This window comes from Streptomyces sp. GB4-14, from assembly GCF_022696125.1.
Classification (GTDB): Bacteria; Actinomycetota; Actinomycetes; order Streptomycetales; family Streptomycetaceae; genus Streptomyces; species Streptomyces werraensis.
In genome coordinates this window covers 389,239-407,040 of sequence record NZ_RZHO01000002.1, presented here as the reverse complement: position 1 = coordinate 407,040, position 17,802 = coordinate 389,239, and the positions used below count along the sequence as shown (strand labels likewise).

Below are 17,802 nucleotides of genomic sequence, written 5' to 3'. Positions count from 1 at the left end.
GTCACTCCATGTCCGCCAGGGCCAGTTCCGCCCAGATCGTCTTGCCCTCCGTCGTGTGACGGGTGCCCCACCGCTGGGTGAGCTGGGCGACCAGGAGGAGGCCGCGGCCGCCCTCGTCCCAGGTCTTGGCGCGGCGCAGGTGCGGAGCCGTGTGGTTGGTGTCGGAGACCTCGCAGATCAAGGTCGCCGCGTCGTGGATCAGGCGCAGCCGGATCGGCGGGGCGCCGTAGCGGATGGCGTTGGTGACCAGCTCGCTCACCACCAGCTCCGCCGTGAACGAGGCGTCGGTGAGCTCCCAGGCGGCGAGCTGGTCGAGGACCTGCTTGCGGATGGGGGCCACCAGCGCCGGATCGGCCGGGATGTCCCAGGTGGCGACCTGGGAGGACGGCAGCCCCCGCAGACGGGCCAGCAGCAGCGCCACGTCGTCCGTCGAGCCGCCCGGCACCAGCACGCTGTTCAGCACCCGGTCGCACGTCTCGTCCAGCGGACCCGACGCTCCGGACAGCGCCTCGAGCAGCAGGGCCTCGCCCTGGTCGGCGTCCCGCTCCGGCGAGGTGACCAGCCCGTCGGTGTAGAACGCCAGCACGGTGTCGTCGGCCAGCTCGAACTCCGCCGACTCGAACGGCAGCCCGCCGAGTCCCAGCGGCGGCCCCGACGGCAGTTCGAGGTGTTGCGCGGGCCCGCCCGGCGGGATCACCACGGGCGGCGGATGCCCCGCCCGGGACAGCGTGCAGCGCCGCGACACCGGGTCGTACACCGCGTACAGACAGGTCGCGCCGACCTCCCCGGGTCCGGAGTCGCCGCCCGCCTCCTCGGACAGGTGCAGCACCAGGTCGTCGAGGTGGGTGAGCAGCTCGTCGGGGGCGAGGTCGATGTCGGCGAGGGTGCGCACGGCCGTGCGCAGCCGGCCCATCGTCGCCGACGCCTGGATGCCGTGCCCCACGACGTCCCCGACGACCATGGCGACCCGCATCCCCGACAGCGGGATCACGTCGAACCAGTCCCCGCCCACCCCGGAGCGCGCGGCCGGAAGATAGCGGGTGGCCGCCTCCAGTGCCGCCGTCCGCGGCAGGGACCGGGGGAGCAGGCTCCGCTGGAGGGTGAGCGTGGTCTCCCGCTCCCGCGAGTAGCGGCGGGCGTTGTCGATGCAGACGGCGGCGCGCGCCGTGACCTCCTCGGCCAGCAGCACGTCGTCATGGGTGAACGCCTCCGGCTGGCTGAAGCGGGCGAAGGCGGCCACCCCGAGGGTGGTGCCGCGGGCCTGGAGCGGCACGGACAGAATCGCGTGCACGCCGAACTTCTCGATCCGGCGGGCCTGCGTCTCGTCCTCCGACAGCCAGGAGTCCAGGTCACCGGACGGCACGGAGGCGACGATGCTGTGGCCGGCGGTCAGCGAGTCCGCCTGCGGCGAGTTCTCCGGGTAGACGATCAGCTCGCCCACCGCGGCGAGGTCCTTCGGGGCGTCGCGGGTCAGTGTCTGCCGGGCGACCCGGCGCAGCGACACCGGCGGGGACAGCCGGCCGGACGCCTCGCCCCCGCCCTCCTCCGGCTCCAGCAGCTCCACCGAGACGAAGTCGGCGAGCGCGGGCACGCAGACGTCCGCGAGCTCCTGCGCCGTCCGGGTGACGTCCAGGGTGGTGCCGATGCGTGAGCTGGCCTCGTTGACCAGCTGGAGCCGTTCCCGGGCCCGGAACTGCTCGGTGAAGTCGTGGGCCGTCACGCACACGCCCCGCACCCGCCCCGACCGGTCGGTGAGGGGCGCCAGCCGGGCCAGCCAGGCGTGCGCGTGGCTCTCGGCCCTGGCCTTCATATGGGTCTGCATGTCGTGCGGCCGCCCGGTGCGCAGCACGTGCCGCAGCTGTCGCTCCAGCTCGCTGTGTTGCGGGCGGCCCCCGATGTCCGTGGGCCGCAGCCCGCGCAGATGGTCGGCCGGAAGCCCCAGGAGCCGGGCCATCGCGTCGTTGACCCCGCGCAGCCGCAGCCCCTGGTCGAAGACCATCGTGGCGCACGGCGACTGGAAGACGGCCCTTCTGACCAGCGGATCGTCGGGCAGCTCGTGGTCGGTGGCCTCCAGCGGGGTGACCGCGAGCCACTCGCCGGGGCCGTCACCGGAGCGCTGCCGGTGGTGGGCGAGCACCCACACGCTCACCGTGCCGCCGTCGCGGTGACGCAGCACCAGCGTGCCGCTCCAGCGGTCCTCGGGCAGCGGCAGCGGTCCCGTGCTGTCGGCCAGCAGCTCGGCGGCGGGGCGGCCGACGACCTCCTCGGGCCGGTGTCCCAGCAGCAGGCGTGCTCCCTCGCTCCACTGCGTGAGCGTGCCGTCGGCGGCGATGACGGCCCGGGCCGTCACCGCATCGTCGAACGGGTCGTCCGGCCTCATCGTCGCCACTCCATCGCGCACACTCACCGTGAACCGGTGTATCGCCAGAGTCCCAGCCTAGTGCGTCCGCGCCCGACGTGAACGGGAACCGGTGCCGCCGCCTCCGTACCACCCCGAAACGCTCTCTTCGCGTCACGACCGTTGACGGGGTGTCACATCTGCCACAACCATGGGCGGCGCACGGAGTTGGGAGCGCTCCCATTCGCGCCCCCTTACCCCCGTACCTCCACGAGGAGCCCAGACGTGAAACGACGCAGAACCGCGCTGCTGACCCTCACCGGTCTGCTGGCGACCGCGCTCACCGCGATGCCCGCGGCACCGGCCGGGGCGGACGAGGTCGAGCAGATCCGCAACGGCACGTTCGACAACGGCACCGACCCCTGGTGGGCCTCCGAGGGCGTCACCGCGGGCGTCTCCGACGGCCGCCTGTGCGCCGACGTGCCCGGCGGCACCGCCAACCGCTGGGACGCGATCGTGGGCCACAACGACATCACCCTGGTGGAGGGGGAGACGTACCGCTTCTCCTTCAGCGCGACCGGCTCGCCCGCCGGTCATGTGGTCCGGGCGATCGTCGGTCTCCAGGTGGCGCCGTACGACACCTTCCACGAGGTGTCGCCGCAGCTCAGCGTGTCCGGCGACACGTACTCGTACACCTTCACCGCACCGGTCGGCACGGAGCAGGCGCAGGTCGGCTTCCAGCTCGGCGGCAGCCCCGACCCCTGGCGGTTCTGCGTGGACGACGTGTCGCTGCTCGGCGGCGTCGCCCCCGAGCCGTACGAGCCGGACACCGGGCCGCGTGTCCGGGTGAACCAGGTGGGCTACCTGCCCGCCGGGCCCAAGAACGCCACGCTCGTCACCGACGCCACCGAGAAGCTGGCCTGGCAGCTCAAGGACGGGAGCGGCCGGGTGGTCCGCACCGGATGGACCGTGCCGCGCGGCGTCGACGCCTCCTCCGGGCAGAACGTCCACTCCGTCGACTTCGGCTCCTACCGGGGGCACGGGGCCGGCTTCACCCTGACGGCGGACGGCGAGACCAGCCACCCCTTCGACATCGACGCGAAGGCGTACGAGCGTCTGCGGCTGGACTCGGCGAAGTACTACTACACCCAGCGCAGCGGGGTGGCGATCCGTGAGGACCTGCGCCCCGGCTACGGCCGCCCGGCCGGCCACGTGGACGTCGCCCCGAACCAGGGCGACGGCGCGGTGCCCTGCCGGCCCGGGGAGTGCGACTACACCCTGGACGTCACCGGCGGCTGGTACGACGCGGGCGACCACGGCAAGTACGTCGTCAACGGCGGCATCAGCACCTGGGAGGTGCTCAGCACCTACGAGCGCGCCAGGCACGCCCGTACCGGCGAGCCGCACAAGCTGGGCGACCGCACGCTGAACATCCCGGAGAGCGGCAACAAGGTCCCCGACATCCTCGACGAGGCCCGCTGGGAGCTGGAGTTCCTGCTGAAGATGCAGGTGCCCGACGGCGAGCCGCTGGCCGGCATGGCCCACCACAAGATCCACGACGAGCAGTGGACCGGGCTGCCCCTGCTGCCGCACGACGACCCGCAGAAGCGCGAGCTGCACCCGCCGACCACCGCCGCCACCCTGAACCTCGCCGCCACGGCGGCCCAGGCCGCCCGGCTGTACCGCCCCTACGACCAGCAGTTCGCCGACCGCGCGCTGGCGGCGGCGCGCAAGGCCTGGGCGGCCGCACTGGCCCACCCGGACCGCATCGCCGACCCGGACGACGGCGTCGGCGGCGGCGCCTACCCCGACGACACCGTGTCCGACGAGTTCTACTGGGCGGCTGCCGAGCTCTACCTCACCACCGGTGAGCGGGAGTTCAGGGACCACGTGCTGAACTCGCCGGTGCACACCGCGGACATCTTCGGCCCGACCGGCTTCGACTGGGCGCGCACCGCCGCGGCCGGCCGCCTCGACCTCGCCACGGTGCCGAACAAGCTGCCCGGCCTCGACAAGGTCCGCCGCTCCGTGGTCGCGGGCGCCGACCGCTACCTGGCCACCCTGAAGGCACACCCTTACGGGATGCCGTACGCGCCGCAGGGCAACGTCTACGACTGGGGCTCCAGCCACCAGGTGCTCAACAACGCCGTCGTCCTCGCCACCGCCTTCGACCTCACGGGCGCGGCGAAGTACCGGGACGGCGCGCTGCAGAGCATGGACTACATCCTCGGCCGCAACGCGCTCAACATCTCCTACGTCACCGGCTACGGCGAGGTCCACGCCAAGAACCAGCACAGCCGGTGGTACGCCCGCCAGCTCGACCCGAACCTGCCCAGCCCGCCCGCCGGCACCCTGTCCGGCGGACCCAACTCCAGCATCCAGGACCCGTTCGCCCAGTCGAAACTGCAGGGCTGCGTCGGTCAGTTCTGCTTCATCGACGACATCCAGTCCTGGTCGACCAACGAGCACACCATCAACTGGAACGCCGCCCTGACCCGCATGGCCGCCTTCGTGGCCGACCAGGGCTGACCGGCTCCCTGCCCGCGCGGGCCGGTGACCCTCTCGGTCACCGGCCCGCGCCCGTCCCCTCCGGTACCCCACCGCATATGCCCTGACCTGCGGATATTTACTGTCCAGTACCCGAGCGGTACCGTAATGCCATGCCAGCTCTCAACGTGGAGTTCAGCGACCGCGAGCTCGAGGACCTCAGGCAGATCGCCAAGGAACGCGGTACGTCCATGAAGGCGCTCGTACGGGAGGCGGCAGCGGCGGACATCGCCCGTCACCGCGCCCTCCAGGAGGGCGCCGAGGCCTTCCGCCGCTTCTTCGCCACGCACGCCGACGAGTTCGCCGCCGCGTTCCCCGACGACGAACCGCCCGCCAAGGGCGCAGGACGGGCCGCCTGACTGATGCCGCCCGTGCTGCACATCGACGTGCCCTGGCTGCTCCAGCGGCACGAGGAGGTCCTCCCGGACCAGCCCACCGTCAACGACTTCTCCGCCCTGGTGGCGGCCGTGGCCCGGCACCGTGTCGACCCGCCCCGGCTCGGTGTGGACTCCGACGCCGCCTGGCGGGCCGCCGCCCTGCTGCACACCCTCGCCGTGCTCCGCCCGCTGCCCTCGGCCAACGCCCGCTTCGCCTGCGCCACGGCCGTCGCCTACATGTACGTCAGCGGGGCCGGCATCGATCCGCCCTACGGCGCCCTGGTCGATCTCGCGCGCGACCTGATCTCCGGCGCGACCGACGTGTACGGCGCCGCCGACCGGCTGAGGTCCTGGCAGATCTGACACCCGTCCGCCGCTGGAAAGGCGCCTTAACCGCGGCCGCCGGCCGGGCGCGCGGAAGCACCGCTGTCGCCGCGCGTGACCTCCCGAAGCGCCCCCCCGCGTACGGCGCCGCCGCGCGCTCCGGCAGCGTGCGCGGCCGGGCGGTGCGGACGCGCCGTTCACAGGGGGCGCGCGCCGCGGAAAAGGCACACCGGGGGAGTGGCACGCGCCTTCGCATCACACCTTGGCCACACCTTCCCGTCACCTCTTTTCAGGGAACCGCGCACCCTCGTGGAAAAGGCGCGTGAATGCCGGAACACGGTTCACGGAGCGCCTTCTCCTTTTGACTTTCTGTCAACGCGGGGATGTTGCCCGACCGCCTTGTTGGCCGCGCACGGGTTGTGCGAGAGTGAGCCACCCGTGAGGGGGTAAAGGCCGGGGACGCTCGCGAGTTGACGAAACGGGTCGGAAGCGCCGCCGGACAATTCCCGCCCCCCGCGCCACACCCAAGAGGTATGCACCAATCCTGCGTCCCTTTTCGGTGTCGGAAACGCTCGAACGTCACATGCGCTGTGGGAAGGAACCAATCTCAGTGCACACCCCCCACCCCCCTCGTCCTCCCTATCCCCCGCCGGGCGGTGATCCCGGGGAATCCGACGAGGCGCTGGCCGCGCGGCTGCGGGGACGTCCGGAGGCGGAAGCCGCGCGCTCCGTCGCCCTGCTGACGGCGCGCCACTGGCACGCGATGCACGACTACGCGACCGTGTGTCTGGCCGCCGGCGGGCGGACCGCGGCCATGGTCACCGGGGCCGCCCTGCACCGTGTGCTCGACCGGGTCGCGCTCGGCGAGTCCGCCGTGGCCCTCCGTCCCGTCCTTCTCGTGGGGGTGCGGGACACGGTCCGCGAGTGGGCCGCCGACGACCATGTGGCCGAGGCGCTGCCGGGGCTGCTGAAACCGGCGGGCGGTCGGGGCATGCGCGCGGCGACGACCATGACGCCGGAGAACCGCACCCTCGCCCAGCGGGCGTTCCGGTCCCTGCCCGCGCTCGCGCGCTGTCTGCTCTGGCACGTCGAGGTCGAGGCCGAGCCGATATCCGTGCCCGCAGGACTGCTCGGCACGGACGCCGACCTCGCGTCGGGCGCGCTCGACCAGGCCCGGGAGAAGTTCCGTCAGGGGCTCGTCCGCGCCCATCAGGAACTGGCGCCCACGCAGGAGTGCCGCTTCTACAACCGGCTGCTGGACGTGCCCATCCGCCGGGGCGGCGAACTGCTGCCCGACGTGCGCCGGCACATGGTCGAGTGCCGCTACTGCCGCAACGCGGCCGAGCAGCTCGGCCACTTCGAGTCCGGTCTCGGCACGCTCCTCGCGGAGGCGGTGCTGGGGTGGGGGGCCCGGCGCTACCTCGACTCGCGGCCGGGCCGCGCCGTGTCCGGCCCCCGCTCCGGCCGCACCGGACGCCGCCGTCGCCGCGGCGGCGGGGACGGCAGGGCAGGCGCCCGGCACCGGCTGCTCTCCCGGCTTCCGGTGCCCGACCGGCTCGCCATGGCGCTGCCCGACCCGGTGCGCTCCACCCGCACCCTGCTCACCGGACTCGGCGCGGTGTCCGCGGGCGTGCTGGTCAGCGTGCTCATCGCCGGCTCGTCCACCCCCGACGGCGGCACCGCCGACCCGACGGGCGCCACCGGCGCGGGCGGCCGGGCCGCCGTGCCGTCGGCCTCCCCGCCCGGCGCGGCGGGCCTGCCCTCGGCGCCGAACCGCACCCGGCTGCGCAACATCGCCTCCGGACTGTGCCTGGACACCCGCGCCGAGCCCCAGGACGGCTCAGGCGCCCGGCTGGCGGAGTGCTCCGCGGCGTGGACCCAGCAGTGGACGTACGAGGAGGACGGGCTGCTGCGGAGCGTGGCCGACCCGGGGCTGTGCCTGGACTCCCACAAGGACGCCGGCGTGGTCGTGCTCGGGGTCTGCGCCGACTCCGGCGACCGGACCGCCGACGACGTGCGCTACGACCTCACCGTCCAGGGCGAGCTGGTGCCGCGCTGGGACGTGCGGATGGCGCTCGCCCCGTCGACCCCTGACGCGAACGCCGACATCGTCGTCAAGGTGCGCGACCGTACCGTGGAGCAACGCTGGGCCGCCGAGCCGGTCCGGTCCGCCGACGCGTCGAGCGAGTCGCTTTCCGTCACCGGCCCGACGGCCCCCTCCGCCCGCTACGCAGGCCTGGCCGAACCGGTGAGCTGAGCAGCGCGCCCCGGGGCGGCCCGACGGCCGCCCCGGACGGGACGTCAGACCCTCGCCTCGGTGAGGTCGCCGGGACCCATCGTGTCCGGACCCGAGTGGCCCGACAGGGCGAGGGTGAGGTCGAGTTCGGCGAGCAGACAGCGGATCACGTGCTCCACGCCCGCCTGCCCGTCCAGGCCAAGCCCGTACACGTACGGACGGCCCACCAGCACCGCGCGGGCGCCCAGCGCGAGCGCCTTGAAGACGTCGTCACCGGTGCGCACCCCGCTGTCGAACAGCACGGTGAGCCGGTCGCCGACGGCCCGCACCACACCGGGCAGCGCGTCCGCCGCGGCGACCGCGCCCGCCACCTGCCGGCCGCCGTGGTTGGAGACCACCACGCCGTCCATGCCCGCGTCGGCCGCGAGGCGGGCGTCGTCGGGGTGCAGTACCCCCTTCAGGACGATCGGCCCGTCCCAGTTCTCCCGCAGGAACGCCAGATCCGGCCAGGTCTTCGCCGGGTCGGCGAACATGCCCACGAAGTGCATCACCGCCGCGTTCGGATCCTCGTGCACCGGCTTGGCGAGCCCCGCCCGGAACGCCGGGTCGGAGAAGTAGTTGGCGGTGCCCACGCCGTGGAGGAACGGCAGGTACGCCTGGTCGAGGTCGCGTGGCCGCCAGGACAGCAGGGGCGTGTCCAGGGTGACGACCAGCGCCGTGTACCCGGCCGCCTTCGCCCGGTCGAGAAAGGACCGCGCCACCTCCACGTCCTTCGGCCAGTACAGCTGGAACCAGCGCTCGGCGTCCCCCATCGCCTCCGCGACCTGCTCCATCGGCGTGCTGGAGGCGGAGGACAGCACGAACGGCACGCCCTGCGCGGCCGCGGCGCGCGCGGCCGCAGGCTCGGCGTCCGGATGCATGATCGACAGCACCCCGACCGGCGCCAGGGCGAGCGGCGCGGGCAGCCGGCGGCCCAGCACCTCCACCGACAGGTCGCGCTCATGGACGTCCCGCAGCATGCGCGGCACGATCCGGCGGCGGTCCAGGGCGGCCCGGTTGGCGCGGGCGGTGCTGCCGTCGCCCGCGCTGCCGGCGACGTATCCGACCGGGCCGGGGCCGAGGCGCCGCTCCGTCAGCTCCTCCAGCCGGGTCAGGTCGGTCGGCAGCCGCGGCACGGCCCCCGTCATCCCGTTCAGGTAGATCTCGTACTGGAAGTCGGCCCAGTGCTTCGCCATCCGTCCCGCCCTGTCTCGTGGTGCCTCGGGGTGCCTCGTGGCCCCGACGCATACTGGCCGGTATGCGCCGGTCCCGTCCAGCGTCCGGTGACAGGACGTCCCCTCCGCCCGGAATGACGCGCGGGGTGTTCGGAGATGACCGGGGAGCGTCCCTTTCATGACCGCAAGGGTTTTCTGTTCGCCCTGCGCACGCCGCAATCGGAATGTTTCAGGCCGATTAACGGGCGGCGGGAATTCGGCCATCTGGCAACTTCGCTCCGGCGGGAGCCGTGCGTTTACCGGGTCGACGCGCGTTCGTTTGGTCACTTCGCGCCACTGATTCAATACGCAATGTTACTGAAATGCATGGGGTCGAGGTGAGTTTCCGCCGGGGACTCGGCAGACTCCGGCACGCCGGTTCGGCACCGACCGAGCACGGGCCGGCAACCGAAGAAACGAAGCGGAAGGATGCACACAATGCGGAACACCGCGCGCTGGGCCATCACCCTCGGTCTCACGGCCACCGCCGTCTGCGCCCCCCTCTCCGGGGCCGCGCTCGCCGCCCCGGGAGATGCCCCGTCCGCGCTCTACGCCCCCTCTGCCCTGGTGCTCACCGTCGGCAAGGGGGTCAGCGCGACGACCGCCACTCCGGAACGCGCGGTCACCCTGACCTGCGCCCCGGGCCCCTCCGGCACCCACCCGGCCGCCGGCTCGGCCTGTGCCGAACTGGCCGCCGTCGGCGGCGACCTGAGCGCGCTGACGCGCACCGAGGACGTCATGTGCCCGATGGTGTACGACCCGGTGCTGGTCACCGTGGACGGCGTCTGGCAGGGCAAGAGGGTCTCCTACGAGCGCGTCTTCTCCAACGACTGCGAGATGAACGCCCACGGCTCGAGCGTCTTCGCCTTCTAGAGACCGGGATCGCACGGTTCCCGTGACCGCGTGGCGGCCCGCGGACTGGGGAGTACGGGGCACCGCGCGGGAAGTGCGATCCCATGGGAGGCCGGCGGGCGGAGTGGGGCCGCCCGCCGGCCTCGGGGCTTTTCGCGAGGCGCTGTCGTCGGAAGGTCAGGCGCGGTCCCGGTGGCTGGTGTCGCACCAGGGGTAGCGGCGGCTGCGCCGGCAGGTGCACAGGGCCACCTGGAAGCGGTCGGAGGACACCACCGAACCGTCCTCCAGCTCCACCTCCACCGGACCCTCCACCAGCATCGGCCCCTTGCGCCGCATCACGACCCGGCGGGCCGCGCCGGACGCGGCGTTGGAAGCGTCGCACGGAGCGCCGGACGAGCCACCGGACGGGGAACGCGCGGGATCAGACGGGCTGTTCGGCACGGACCACCACCAGCTCCTCGTCGTTCTCGTCCGGGGACAGCAGCCCGCGCTCCCGCAGCCACTCCACCCGGGTCCGCAGCACCGGGCCGAAGGCGATCCTCTGTCGCTGCGTCACCGCCGACTTCAGCCCCGCGGACCGCAGACAGTCCACGGTCAGTCCGGGGTCGCTGAGCGCCGACTGCACCAGCAGCAGCACCCCGCCCGGCCGCAGCAGCCCCGGCGCCTCATGGCAGATGCGGTCGAGCACGAGCCGCCCGTCACCGCCGGCGTCCCAGGCGCGGGCCGCGCCGCGCGGCGGCCGGTGCGCCCCGGGGGCGGGGACGTACGGGGGATTGGCGAGGACCAGGTCGAACGACCGTCCCCGCACCGGTTCGAACAGGTTGCCGCGCACGACCTCGAGCGGGAGGCCCGCCCGCAGCGCGTTCAGCCGGGCCGCGTACACCGCCCGCCGCGACACGTCGACCGCGGTCACCCGGGCGCCGCGCCGGGCGGCCGTCAGGGCCAGGGCACCGGAACCGGTGCCGACGTCGAGGACCGCCGCGCCCGGCGCCAACGGCTCGTCGGCCAGGGCCGCCGCCAGCAGCTCGGTGTCCTCTTGAGGGGCGTACACGCCCGGGAGTACCAGACTTTTCACAGGCGGCCGAGTACCCCGTTGGTCAAGAGCCATGGGTGACCTCCTGTGACAGGGGGGTACGCAGCGCGGAACGGCCCTCGCCCCAGTCGGCGAGCAGCCGGTCGCCGAGCCGGTCCTCCGTGAACACCGTGGCCGCCACGCCGAACGCGACGTCCGGCGCCAGCGCCGGCTCGTCCTCCAGCAGACCGCCGATGACGTCCTTGCGGACCACCTGCTCGTGCACCGCGTCCGCCTCCACGTGCTCGTCGTAGAAGTGCTCGGCGGCGGGGCCCGCGCCCGTGCGGCGCATGGCCTCGGCCAGCCGGCGGGAGCCCGGCGAGGACGTGATCTCGACCGTCGCGAAGTGGCCCACCAGGGCGCCCCGCAGCGTGCGGTGCAGCCCGAACAGGGACATCAGGTTCACCGTGACGAGCAGCTCCGCACAGGCAGCGTCGAGATAGCGGCCGTACGTCGTGTCCAGGCCGAGGTCCGTCATCAGGTCGGCCCACAACCGGGCGTGCACCCGGTCGGCGCGCCCGCCGCCGTACTCGTCGAACTCCACGGCCGCCATCGCCGCCTTCGCCCGCCCGCGCAGCCGCGGCAGCACCCAGGCGTGCGGGTCGGCCTCCTTCAGGTGGTAAAGGGAGCGCAGGGCCGCGTACTCGCGCAGCTGCCACAGCTCGCCCTTGTCGCGCAGGAAGTGGCTGACGCCGGTGCCGTCCACCGGTTCGACCAGGATCCCGGCCAGCGCGTCGTCCACGCTGTCGTGGCGCGGGGCGTCCTCACGGAGCGCGGCGAGGAAGCGCCGCTCCATGGCGGCCCGGGTCCGCAGCAGGTCCGGGTCCCACTCCAGGGAGGGCGCCACGTCCGCGAAGCCGCGGTAGTGAAGTTCGTAGCAGAGGTAGAGGGCCAGCTGGAGGTCCTCGCCGTACACCGGGGCGGCGGCGGCCTCCGCCTCGGAGGGCAGCGGTCCGGCGCCCCGCAGATACGTCGTCACGGCGCGGCTGAGCGGCCCGCGCGGCGCGGGCAGCAGAGGTTCGTCTCGGGGGTCGTCCATGGACCCCGGGTACCCGGACGGAGCACGGAAACGCCCGGCGGCGTGGCGGGGGCAGGCGTGCCGGGTACCCCATGACCTCATGAAGGCATTGGTGATCAACTGCACGCTCAAGAAGTCGCCGGAGACCTCCAACACCGAGGCGCTGTTCCGGACCGTCACCGAGCAGCTGGAGCGGGAGGGCGTCGAGGTCGACGTCGTGCGCGCCGTGGACCTCGACATCGCCCCCGGGGTGGTCAGCGAGGCCGTGCACGACGGCGACGACTGGCCCGGAGTGCACGAGAAGCTGCTCGCGTCCGAGATCCTCGTCATCGCCTCGCCGACCTGGCTGGGCCAGCCGTCGTCGGTGGCGAAGCGGGTCCTGGAACGGATGGACGCGATGCTGTCCGAGACGGACGACGAGGGCCGCCCGGTCGCCTACAACCGGGTCGCCGGCGTCGTCGTCACCGGCAACGAGGACGGGGCGCACCATGTGATCAGCGAGATCACCGGCGGGCTCCAGGACATCGGCTACACCATTCCGGGCCAGGCATGGACCTACTGGAACCAGGGCCCGGGACCCGGACCCAGCTTCCTGGAGGGCGGCAGCGGCCACGACTGGTCCCGCAGCACGGGCCGCGCGATGGCCGCGAACCTGCTGGGTGTCGCCCGCGCCCTCGCCGCCCGCCCGCTCGGGGCGCCGCCGCAGTAGGGCGCGGGCGTACGACTACTCGCCCTCCGACTCCTCCTGTGCCTGGGTGTTCGGCGTGATCGCCTCTCCCGCCTCGCCGCGGTGGCGGCGGTCCTCCTCGGACTCCTGGGTGCGGCGCTCGGCCTCCTCCACCTCGCGCAGCACCTCCTCGAGGGCCGAATCGGACGGCTTCGGGGTGTCGTGGTGCTCGGACAACGGGGTCTCCTCTGCGTAGTGCTGATCGTGCTCGTACCGGTCAGTGCCGGGCGGCGGCGATGCGCAGCGGCACCGGGTCCGCGCCGTCCGACTCCTTCTCGCTGCGCCGGGAGATCTCCGCCCACCAGGAAGGGCCCTCCTCCACATGGCGCAGCAGCACCCCCTCGCGCAGCGCCCAGGGGCACACCGTCACCGTCGCCAGGCCGGTCAGCTTCATCGCGGTGTGCGCCACCACCGCGCCCGCCAGGCTCTGCGCGGCGCGGGGCGCGGAGATGCCGGGCAGCCGGGCGCGTTCCGCGGCCGGCAGCGCGGCCAGCCGGTCGACGGCCCCGCGCAGGTCTGCTGCGGACAGGACCCGCTCCACGAACGGTCCGTGCCGTCCGGGCGCCGCCCCGCACAGCCGGCCGAGCTGCTGGAAGGTGCGGGAGGTGGCGACCGCGGTGCGCGGGCCCTCCCAGCGGATCCGGGCCGCCGCGTCGCGCAGCTGGTGACGCACCCGCCGGCGCAGGGCGCGCACGCGGGCCGGCGAGGGCGGGTCCTCGTCCTCGAAGTACTCGTGCGTCAGCCGTGCCGCGCCCAGGGGCAGCGAGGCGGCGAAGTCGGGCAGTCTGCCGCGCCCGAAGGCGACCTCCAGGGAGCCGCCGCCGATGTCCAGCATGGCCAGCGGACCGCAGCGCCAGCCCATCCAGCGGCGCGCGGCGAGAAAGGTCAGCTCCGCCTCGACCTCGCCGGGCAGGGTGCACAGCTCGACGCCGGTCCGGTCCCGGACCGTGCGCAGCACCTCGTGCCGGTTCGGAGCCCCGCGCACCACGGCCGTGGCGAAGGCGAGGGGACCGGCGGCGCCCCACCGCGTGGCGGCCCGGTCCGCCGCCGCGACGGCGTCCACCAGGTCCTCCACGGCGCGGTCCGGCACCGGCCCGCCGTGCGTGACCTGCTCGGACAACCGCAGCCGCCACTTGGCGGTGTGCACGGGCAGGGGCGCACCGCCCTCCGTGTCCGACACGACGAGCCGGACGGTCTTCGACCCGACATCCACCACGCTGGTCCGCATGGCCCGTGGGTACCCACTTCCCGCCCCGGCCAACGGGTCCGGCCGAGCGGAACGTCAAGAACGCGCCACGGCCCGGCCTCGTTCATTCCTTGACAGGAATATAACCGCGGAGGCATATTGGAGCCATGTCCGACGCCGCCCTCTGGGCCGCTCTCGCCGACCCGCACCGGCGGGCCGTCGTCGCGCTGCTGAGGACCGGCCCCCGGACCGTGGGGGAGATCGCGCTGGCGTGCGAGCTCAGCCAGCCCAGCGCCTCCAAGCACCTCAAGGTGCTGCGGGAGGCCGGCCTGGTCCGGGTCCGCCAGGAGGCGCAGCGCCGCGTGCACACCCTCGACCCCGCCCCGCTCGCCGCCCTCGACGCCTGGCTGGCGCCGTACCGGAAGCTGTGGGGCGAGAGCCTCGACGCGCTCGGCCGCCGCCTGGACGCGCGGCCGGACACCACCGGACCGACCCCGAAGGACTGATCGCCATGGCCGCCGAGCCCACCGGCACCTTCCTCACCCTGGACGACGGCCGCCCCGCCGTCCGCTTCGTCCGCGAGTACGACCACCCCGTCGACCGGGTCTGGACGTTCGTCACCGACGCCGACGAACTCGTCCACTGGTTCCCCTCGCGCGCGGAGATCGACCTGCGTCCCGGCGGCGCCGTCGTCTTCGGCGGCGACCCCGCCCTGGAGGACTCCACCGGCCGGGTCGTCGCCGTCGACCCGCCCCGCCACCTGTCCTTCACCTGGGAGGAGGACGAGATCCACTTCGACCTGGAGGAGCTGGGGGAGAAGCGCACCCGCTTCACCCTCACCAACGTGCTGGGCACCGAGAACACCGCCGCCCGCAACAGCGCCGGCTGGGACGTGTGCCTCTCCGCGCTCGACGCCCGGGCGCGCGGCGAGCGCTTCGAGGGACCGCACGCCGGCCCGGAGGCGCCCGCCCGGGCGCTGTACGAGGCCTACGTGGCGGCCGGGATGCCCTCGGGGGCGCCGTACCCGGGCGCGGGCGCCTGACGGCTCAGGCGAGCTGCCGGCGCACCAGCTCGTGCAGCCGCCCCCGCGTGTCGGCGAGCAGCTCGGCGGGCGTGCCCTGCTGGACCACCTTGCCGGCCTCCATCACCACCACCCGGTCCGCGTCCAGCACCGTCGACAGCCGGTGCGCGATGACGATGCGGGTCGCCCGCAGCGCCTTGGTGCTCTCGATGACCGTGCGCTGCGTCTCGTTGTCCAGGGCACTGGTCGCCTCGTCGAAGAAGAGGATCCGCGGCCGGCGGATCAGCGCCTGGGCGATCATCAGCCGCTGCCGCTGACCGCCCGAGACCGCGCCGCTGCCGGACACGATGGTGTGCAGCCCCATCGGCATCCGCCGGATGTCCTCCGCCAGCCCCGCCATCTCCGCCGCCGCCATCGCCTCCTCCGGCGTGTACGGCTCGCTCCCGCAGATCACGTCCATGATCGACCCGGTGAACGGCTGGGCGTGCTGGAGTACCACACCGCACTGGCGGCGCATCGCCGACCGGTCCAGCGCCGCGAGGTCCTGGCCGTCGTACAGCACGCTGCCGGACTGCGGGCGGTCGAAGCCGATGAGCAGCCGCAGCAGCGTCGACTTGCCGCAGCCGCTCGGGCCGACCACCGCCACGAACTCGCCCGGACGCGCCTCGAAGGACACGTCGTCCAGCACCAGCGGGCCGTCGTCGGAGTAGCGGAACGACACCCGGCGCGCCTCGATCGCGCCGGTCAGCGGCCCCGGACGGGTGCTCGCCGCGCGCACCTCGGGCGTCGCGTCCAGCACGGGCCGGATCTGCTCGAACAGCGGCAGCGCGGCGACCGCCGAGACGAACGCGCCCGTCAGCTGCGTCACCGACGTCAGCACCATCGTCACCGAGGTGTTGAAGGTGAGGAACTCGGCCGCCGTCATCGACCCGCGCGCCGGACCCGCCAGCAGCATGAACATCCCCAGCGTGCACAGCGGCAGATAGACCGCGCCCAGTACCGCCGTCAGGTTCTTGATCCGGCCCGCCTTCTGCTGCAGCTCCCGGCTGCGCGCGAACTGCGACGCCCACGCCGCGTACGCGTAGTTCTCCGCCGCCGCCACCCGCAGCTTCGGCAGGCCGCGCAGGGTCTGGAACGCCTGGTTGTTCAGCTTGTTGGTGAGCACCACCAGCCGCCGCTGCCAGCGCACCTGCCACAGCCCCAGTCCCAGGAACACGCCCGCGATCACCACCAGCATGCCCATCGCGGCCAGCGCCATCGGCACGCTGAACCACAGCAGCAGCGCCAGGTTCACCGCGCCCACCGTGACCGACTGGGTCACCGTGGGCCCGACCCCGGCCAGCATCCGGCGGATCGCGCTGATGCCCATGGCCGCGCTCGCCAGCTCACCCGTGGACCGCTCCGTGAAGAACCGGGTCGGCAGCCTGAGCAGCCTGTCCCACACCGCCGGCTGGAGCGTGGCCTCCACCCGGCCCTCCAGCCGGAGCAGCGTGAGGTTCTGCAGCAGCATGAACGCGGCCGCGACCACACTGCTGAGGATCACCGCCAGACACACCTGCACGATCAGGTCCGTCTGCGCCTTCGGCACGTACTCGCCGAGAATCCGGCCCGTCGCCAGCGGCACCAGCGCCCCGAGCACCACCGTGACCAGACCGCTCAGCACCAGCCCCGTCAGGTCGCCCCGGGTGCCGCCCATGCAGAACCGCATCAGCCGCAGCGGGCTCAGCCGCCGCTCGGGCAGCGGACGGTAGAACATCACCGCGCGCGGCTCGAACTCCTCGGCGTTCGCCTTCTCCACCGGGGTCTCCCGGCCCGTCGACGGATGCACGGCCACATAGCCGCCGCGCCGCCACAGCAGCGCCACCGGCGCGCCCGACAGGGCGCGGTGACCCACCAGCGGCCCCACGTCGTCGCGCCACCACCGGCCCTCCAGCCGCACCACCCGGGTGCGCAGCCGCGAGGCCAGCGCCACCTGCTCCACCGGGTCCAGCCGGTCGGCGCCGGTGCCGGACCGCGCCGGCGAGGCCAGGGTGATCCCGGCCGCCCGCGCCACCAGCTCGCAGGCCGCGTACGTGGCGTCCGCGTCCGCGGCCGTCGTGCGCCGCCCCGACCGCTTGCCGATCGACGCGAGCAGCGTCCGGTCGGCCTGCGCCCGCACCGCCTCGCCGGCCGCGATGCCCTGCGCGGTGCGCGACTCGTGCGTCTCCTCCAGCTGCTCGATCCACCGGTCCAGCGTGGTCATCAGCCGGTACTGCTGGTCGACCATGCTCTGCCACAGCGACGGGTCCATCAGCAGGTCGGCCGCGGCCTCCGCGCCGTACAGGGAGCCGTACTGCACGCTGCCCGGCGGCACCTGCATCCAGAACACGTCGTCGTCGGTGGGCGCCGCGGCCCGCTCCGTCGCCATCGGCGCCTGGAACAGCACGGCGAGGCTCCGGCCCACGCCGAGCGCGAGCGCGTACTCCAGCGGGCTCGTCGTCGGCGGCACGTACTGCGGGTTGCCGTACTCGTCGTACGACCAGGTCTGGGTGTGGGCCTCCTGATACAGCTCGCGCAGCGCGATGCGGTGCACCACGCAGTCCCGCAGCGGCCGCGCCACCAGCGTGTGCGCCGGACCCGCCACCGGACCCAGCACCAGCGAGCCCGCCTCCAGGCGGCCCAGGTGGTGCCAGTGACCCTGCTGCTCCGCGTCCACCGCGAACAGGTCCACGGCGCCGGACGCGATCAGCCACAGCACCTGCGGCCCCTCCAGGTCCAGCTTCCCGAACCCGGAGCAGTCGATCGGGGTGCCCAGCGCGCCGAGCGCGCCCAGGACGACGTCGCCGCCCCGCCCCTCCTGCACGGCAGTCAT

General features: G+C 73.6%; 16 protein-coding genes. 8 read left to right on the top strand and 8 right to left on the bottom strand.

Annotation, left to right across the window (positions count from 1 at the left end):
- Position 1: 1 nt before the first annotated feature.
- Positions 2-2,380, bottom strand: a complete 2,379-nt coding sequence (locus tag ELQ39_RS03025) for a SpoIIE family protein phosphatase (RefSeq protein ID WP_242590895.1) — start codon at positions 2,378-2,380, stop codon at positions 2-4.
- 243 nt (positions 2,381-2,623) lie between these two features.
- On the opposite strand from ELQ39_RS03025, the gene ELQ39_RS03020 reads away from it, so the two are divergent.
- The 4 genes from ELQ39_RS03020 to ELQ39_RS03005 all read left to right on the top strand — a co-directional run bounded on the left by ELQ39_RS03020 (position 2,624) and on the right by ELQ39_RS03005 (position 7,843).
- The gene (locus ELQ39_RS03020) at positions 2,624-4,867 is read left to right on the top strand and encodes a glycoside hydrolase family 9 protein (RefSeq protein WP_242590894.1); all 2,244 of its coding nucleotides are present in this window, start codon (positions 2,624-2,626) and stop codon (positions 4,865-4,867) included.
- A gap of 131 nt (positions 4,868-4,998) precedes the next feature.
- Entirely contained in the window at positions 4,999-5,244 is a 246-nt protein-coding gene (locus ELQ39_RS03015; RefSeq protein ID WP_026243285.1) for a hypothetical protein, read from the top strand.
- Positions 5,245-5,247: 3 nt separating this feature from the next.
- Positions 5,248-5,625, top strand: coding sequence for a toxin Doc (locus ELQ39_RS03010; RefSeq protein ID WP_190001969.1), 378 nt, complete (start codon positions 5,248-5,250; stop codon positions 5,623-5,625).
- Positions 5,626-6,196: 571 nt separating this feature from the next.
- On the top strand, positions 6,197-7,843 hold the full coding sequence (locus ELQ39_RS03005; RefSeq protein ID WP_242590893.1) for an RICIN domain-containing protein: 1,647 nt from the start codon (positions 6,197-6,199) through the stop codon (positions 7,841-7,843).
- Positions 7,844-7,887: 44 nt separating this feature from the next.
- Here ELQ39_RS03005 and ELQ39_RS03000 read toward each other — a convergent pair whose 3' ends face one another.
- Complete coding sequence (locus ELQ39_RS03000) at positions 7,888-9,057, bottom strand: lactate 2-monooxygenase (RefSeq protein WP_242590892.1); 1,170 nt, start codon at positions 9,055-9,057, stop codon at positions 7,888-7,890.
- 456 nt (positions 9,058-9,513) lie between these two features.
- Here ELQ39_RS03000 and ELQ39_RS02995 point away from each other — a divergent pair, with 456 nt between their 5' ends.
- Positions 9,514-9,948: a subtilase-type protease inhibitor gene (locus ELQ39_RS02995; protein ID WP_190001972.1), complete on the top strand. Its 435-nt coding sequence runs from the start codon at positions 9,514-9,516 to the stop codon at positions 9,946-9,948.
- A gap of 156 nt (positions 9,949-10,104) precedes the next feature.
- Here ELQ39_RS02995 and ELQ39_RS32645 read toward each other — a convergent pair whose 3' ends face one another.
- The 3 genes from ELQ39_RS32645 to ELQ39_RS02980 are packed head-to-tail and all read right to left on the bottom strand — an operon-like array spanning position 10,105 to position 12,038.
- Positions 10,105-10,368 (bottom strand): CDGSH iron-sulfur domain-containing protein, encoded by a 264-nt coding sequence (locus ELQ39_RS32645; protein ID WP_391673118.1) that lies wholly within the window; start codon positions 10,366-10,368, stop codon positions 10,105-10,107.
- Complete coding sequence (locus tag ELQ39_RS02985) at positions 10,349-10,978, bottom strand: HemK2/MTQ2 family protein methyltransferase (RefSeq protein WP_190001974.1); 630 nt, start codon at positions 10,976-10,978, stop codon at positions 10,349-10,351. Before ELQ39_RS02985 ends, ELQ39_RS32645 begins: the two co-directional genes overlap by 20 nt.
- A 46-nt stretch (positions 10,979-11,024) precedes the next feature.
- Entirely contained in the window at positions 11,025-12,038 is a 1,014-nt protein-coding gene (locus ELQ39_RS02980) for an iron-containing redox enzyme family protein (RefSeq protein ID WP_225625628.1), read from the bottom strand.
- 79 nt (positions 12,039-12,117) lie between these two features.
- Between ELQ39_RS02980 and ELQ39_RS02975 the strand changes: the two genes are divergently transcribed.
- Positions 12,118-12,726: an NAD(P)H-dependent oxidoreductase gene (locus tag ELQ39_RS02975; protein WP_190001976.1), complete on the top strand. Its 609-nt coding sequence runs from the start codon at positions 12,118-12,120 to the stop codon at positions 12,724-12,726.
- Between the two features lie 15 nt (positions 12,727-12,741).
- Here the strand turns inward: ELQ39_RS02975 and ELQ39_RS02970 are convergent, their stop codons facing one another.
- Positions 12,742-12,921: a hypothetical protein gene (locus tag ELQ39_RS02970; protein ID WP_190001977.1), complete on the bottom strand. Its 180-nt coding sequence runs from the start codon at positions 12,919-12,921 to the stop codon at positions 12,742-12,744.
- 40 nt (positions 12,922-12,961) lie between these two features.
- On the bottom strand, positions 12,962-13,972 hold the full coding sequence (locus ELQ39_RS02965) for a Ppx/GppA phosphatase family protein (RefSeq protein WP_242590891.1): 1,011 nt from the start codon (positions 13,970-13,972) through the stop codon (positions 12,962-12,964).
- A 125-nt stretch (positions 13,973-14,097) separates the two neighbouring features.
- Between ELQ39_RS02965 and ELQ39_RS02960 the strand changes: the two genes are divergently transcribed.
- Positions 14,098-14,436 (top strand): ArsR/SmtB family transcription factor, encoded by a 339-nt coding sequence (locus ELQ39_RS02960; RefSeq protein ID WP_190001979.1) that lies wholly within the window; start codon positions 14,098-14,100, stop codon positions 14,434-14,436.
- A gap of 5 nt (positions 14,437-14,441) precedes the next feature.
- Complete coding sequence (locus ELQ39_RS02955) at positions 14,442-14,972, top strand: SRPBCC family protein (RefSeq protein WP_242590890.1); 531 nt, start codon at positions 14,442-14,444, stop codon at positions 14,970-14,972.
- Positions 14,973-14,976: 4 nt separating this feature from the next.
- Here the strand turns inward: ELQ39_RS02955 and ELQ39_RS02950 are convergent, their stop codons facing one another.
- Entirely contained in the window at positions 14,977-17,802 is a 2,826-nt protein-coding gene (locus tag ELQ39_RS02950) for an NHLP bacteriocin export ABC transporter permease/ATPase subunit (RefSeq protein WP_242590889.1), read from the bottom strand.

Excerpts from the sequence above, each read along its gene's own strand:
- ELQ39_RS03025 (WP_242590895.1), bottom strand. The coding sequence starts at position 2,380 with ATGAGGCCGGACGACCCGTTCGACGATGCGGTGACGGCCCGGGCCGTC.
- ELQ39_RS03015 (WP_026243285.1), top strand. The coding sequence starts at position 4,999 with ATGCCAGCTCTCAACGTGGAGTTCAGCGACCGCGAGCTCGAGGACCTC.
- ELQ39_RS03010 (WP_190001969.1), top strand. The coding sequence starts at position 5,248 with ATGCCGCCCGTGCTGCACATCGACGTGCCCTGGCTGCTCCAGCGGCAC.
- ELQ39_RS03000 (WP_242590892.1), bottom strand. The coding sequence starts at position 9,057 with ATGGCGAAGCACTGGGCCGACTTCCAGTACGAGATCTACCTGAACGGG.
- ELQ39_RS02995 (WP_190001972.1), top strand. The coding sequence starts at position 9,514 with ATGCGGAACACCGCGCGCTGGGCCATCACCCTCGGTCTCACGGCCACC.
- ELQ39_RS02980 (WP_225625628.1), bottom strand. The coding sequence starts at position 12,038 with ATGGACGACCCCCGAGACGAACCTCTGCTGCCCGCGCCGCGCGGGCCG.
- ELQ39_RS02975 (WP_190001976.1), top strand. The coding sequence starts at position 12,118 with ATGAAGGCATTGGTGATCAACTGCACGCTCAAGAAGTCGCCGGAGACC.
- ELQ39_RS02965 (WP_242590891.1), bottom strand. The coding sequence starts at position 13,972 with ATGCGGACCAGCGTGGTGGATGTCGGGTCGAAGACCGTCCGGCTCGTC.
- ELQ39_RS02960 (WP_190001979.1), top strand. The coding sequence starts at position 14,098 with ATGTCCGACGCCGCCCTCTGGGCCGCTCTCGCCGACCCGCACCGGCGG.
- ELQ39_RS02955 (WP_242590890.1), top strand. The coding sequence starts at position 14,442 with ATGGCCGCCGAGCCCACCGGCACCTTCCTCACCCTGGACGACGGCCGC.
- ELQ39_RS02950 (WP_242590889.1), bottom strand. The coding sequence starts at position 17,802 with ATGACTGCCGTGCAGGAGGGGCGGGGCGGCGACGTCGTCCTGGGCGCG.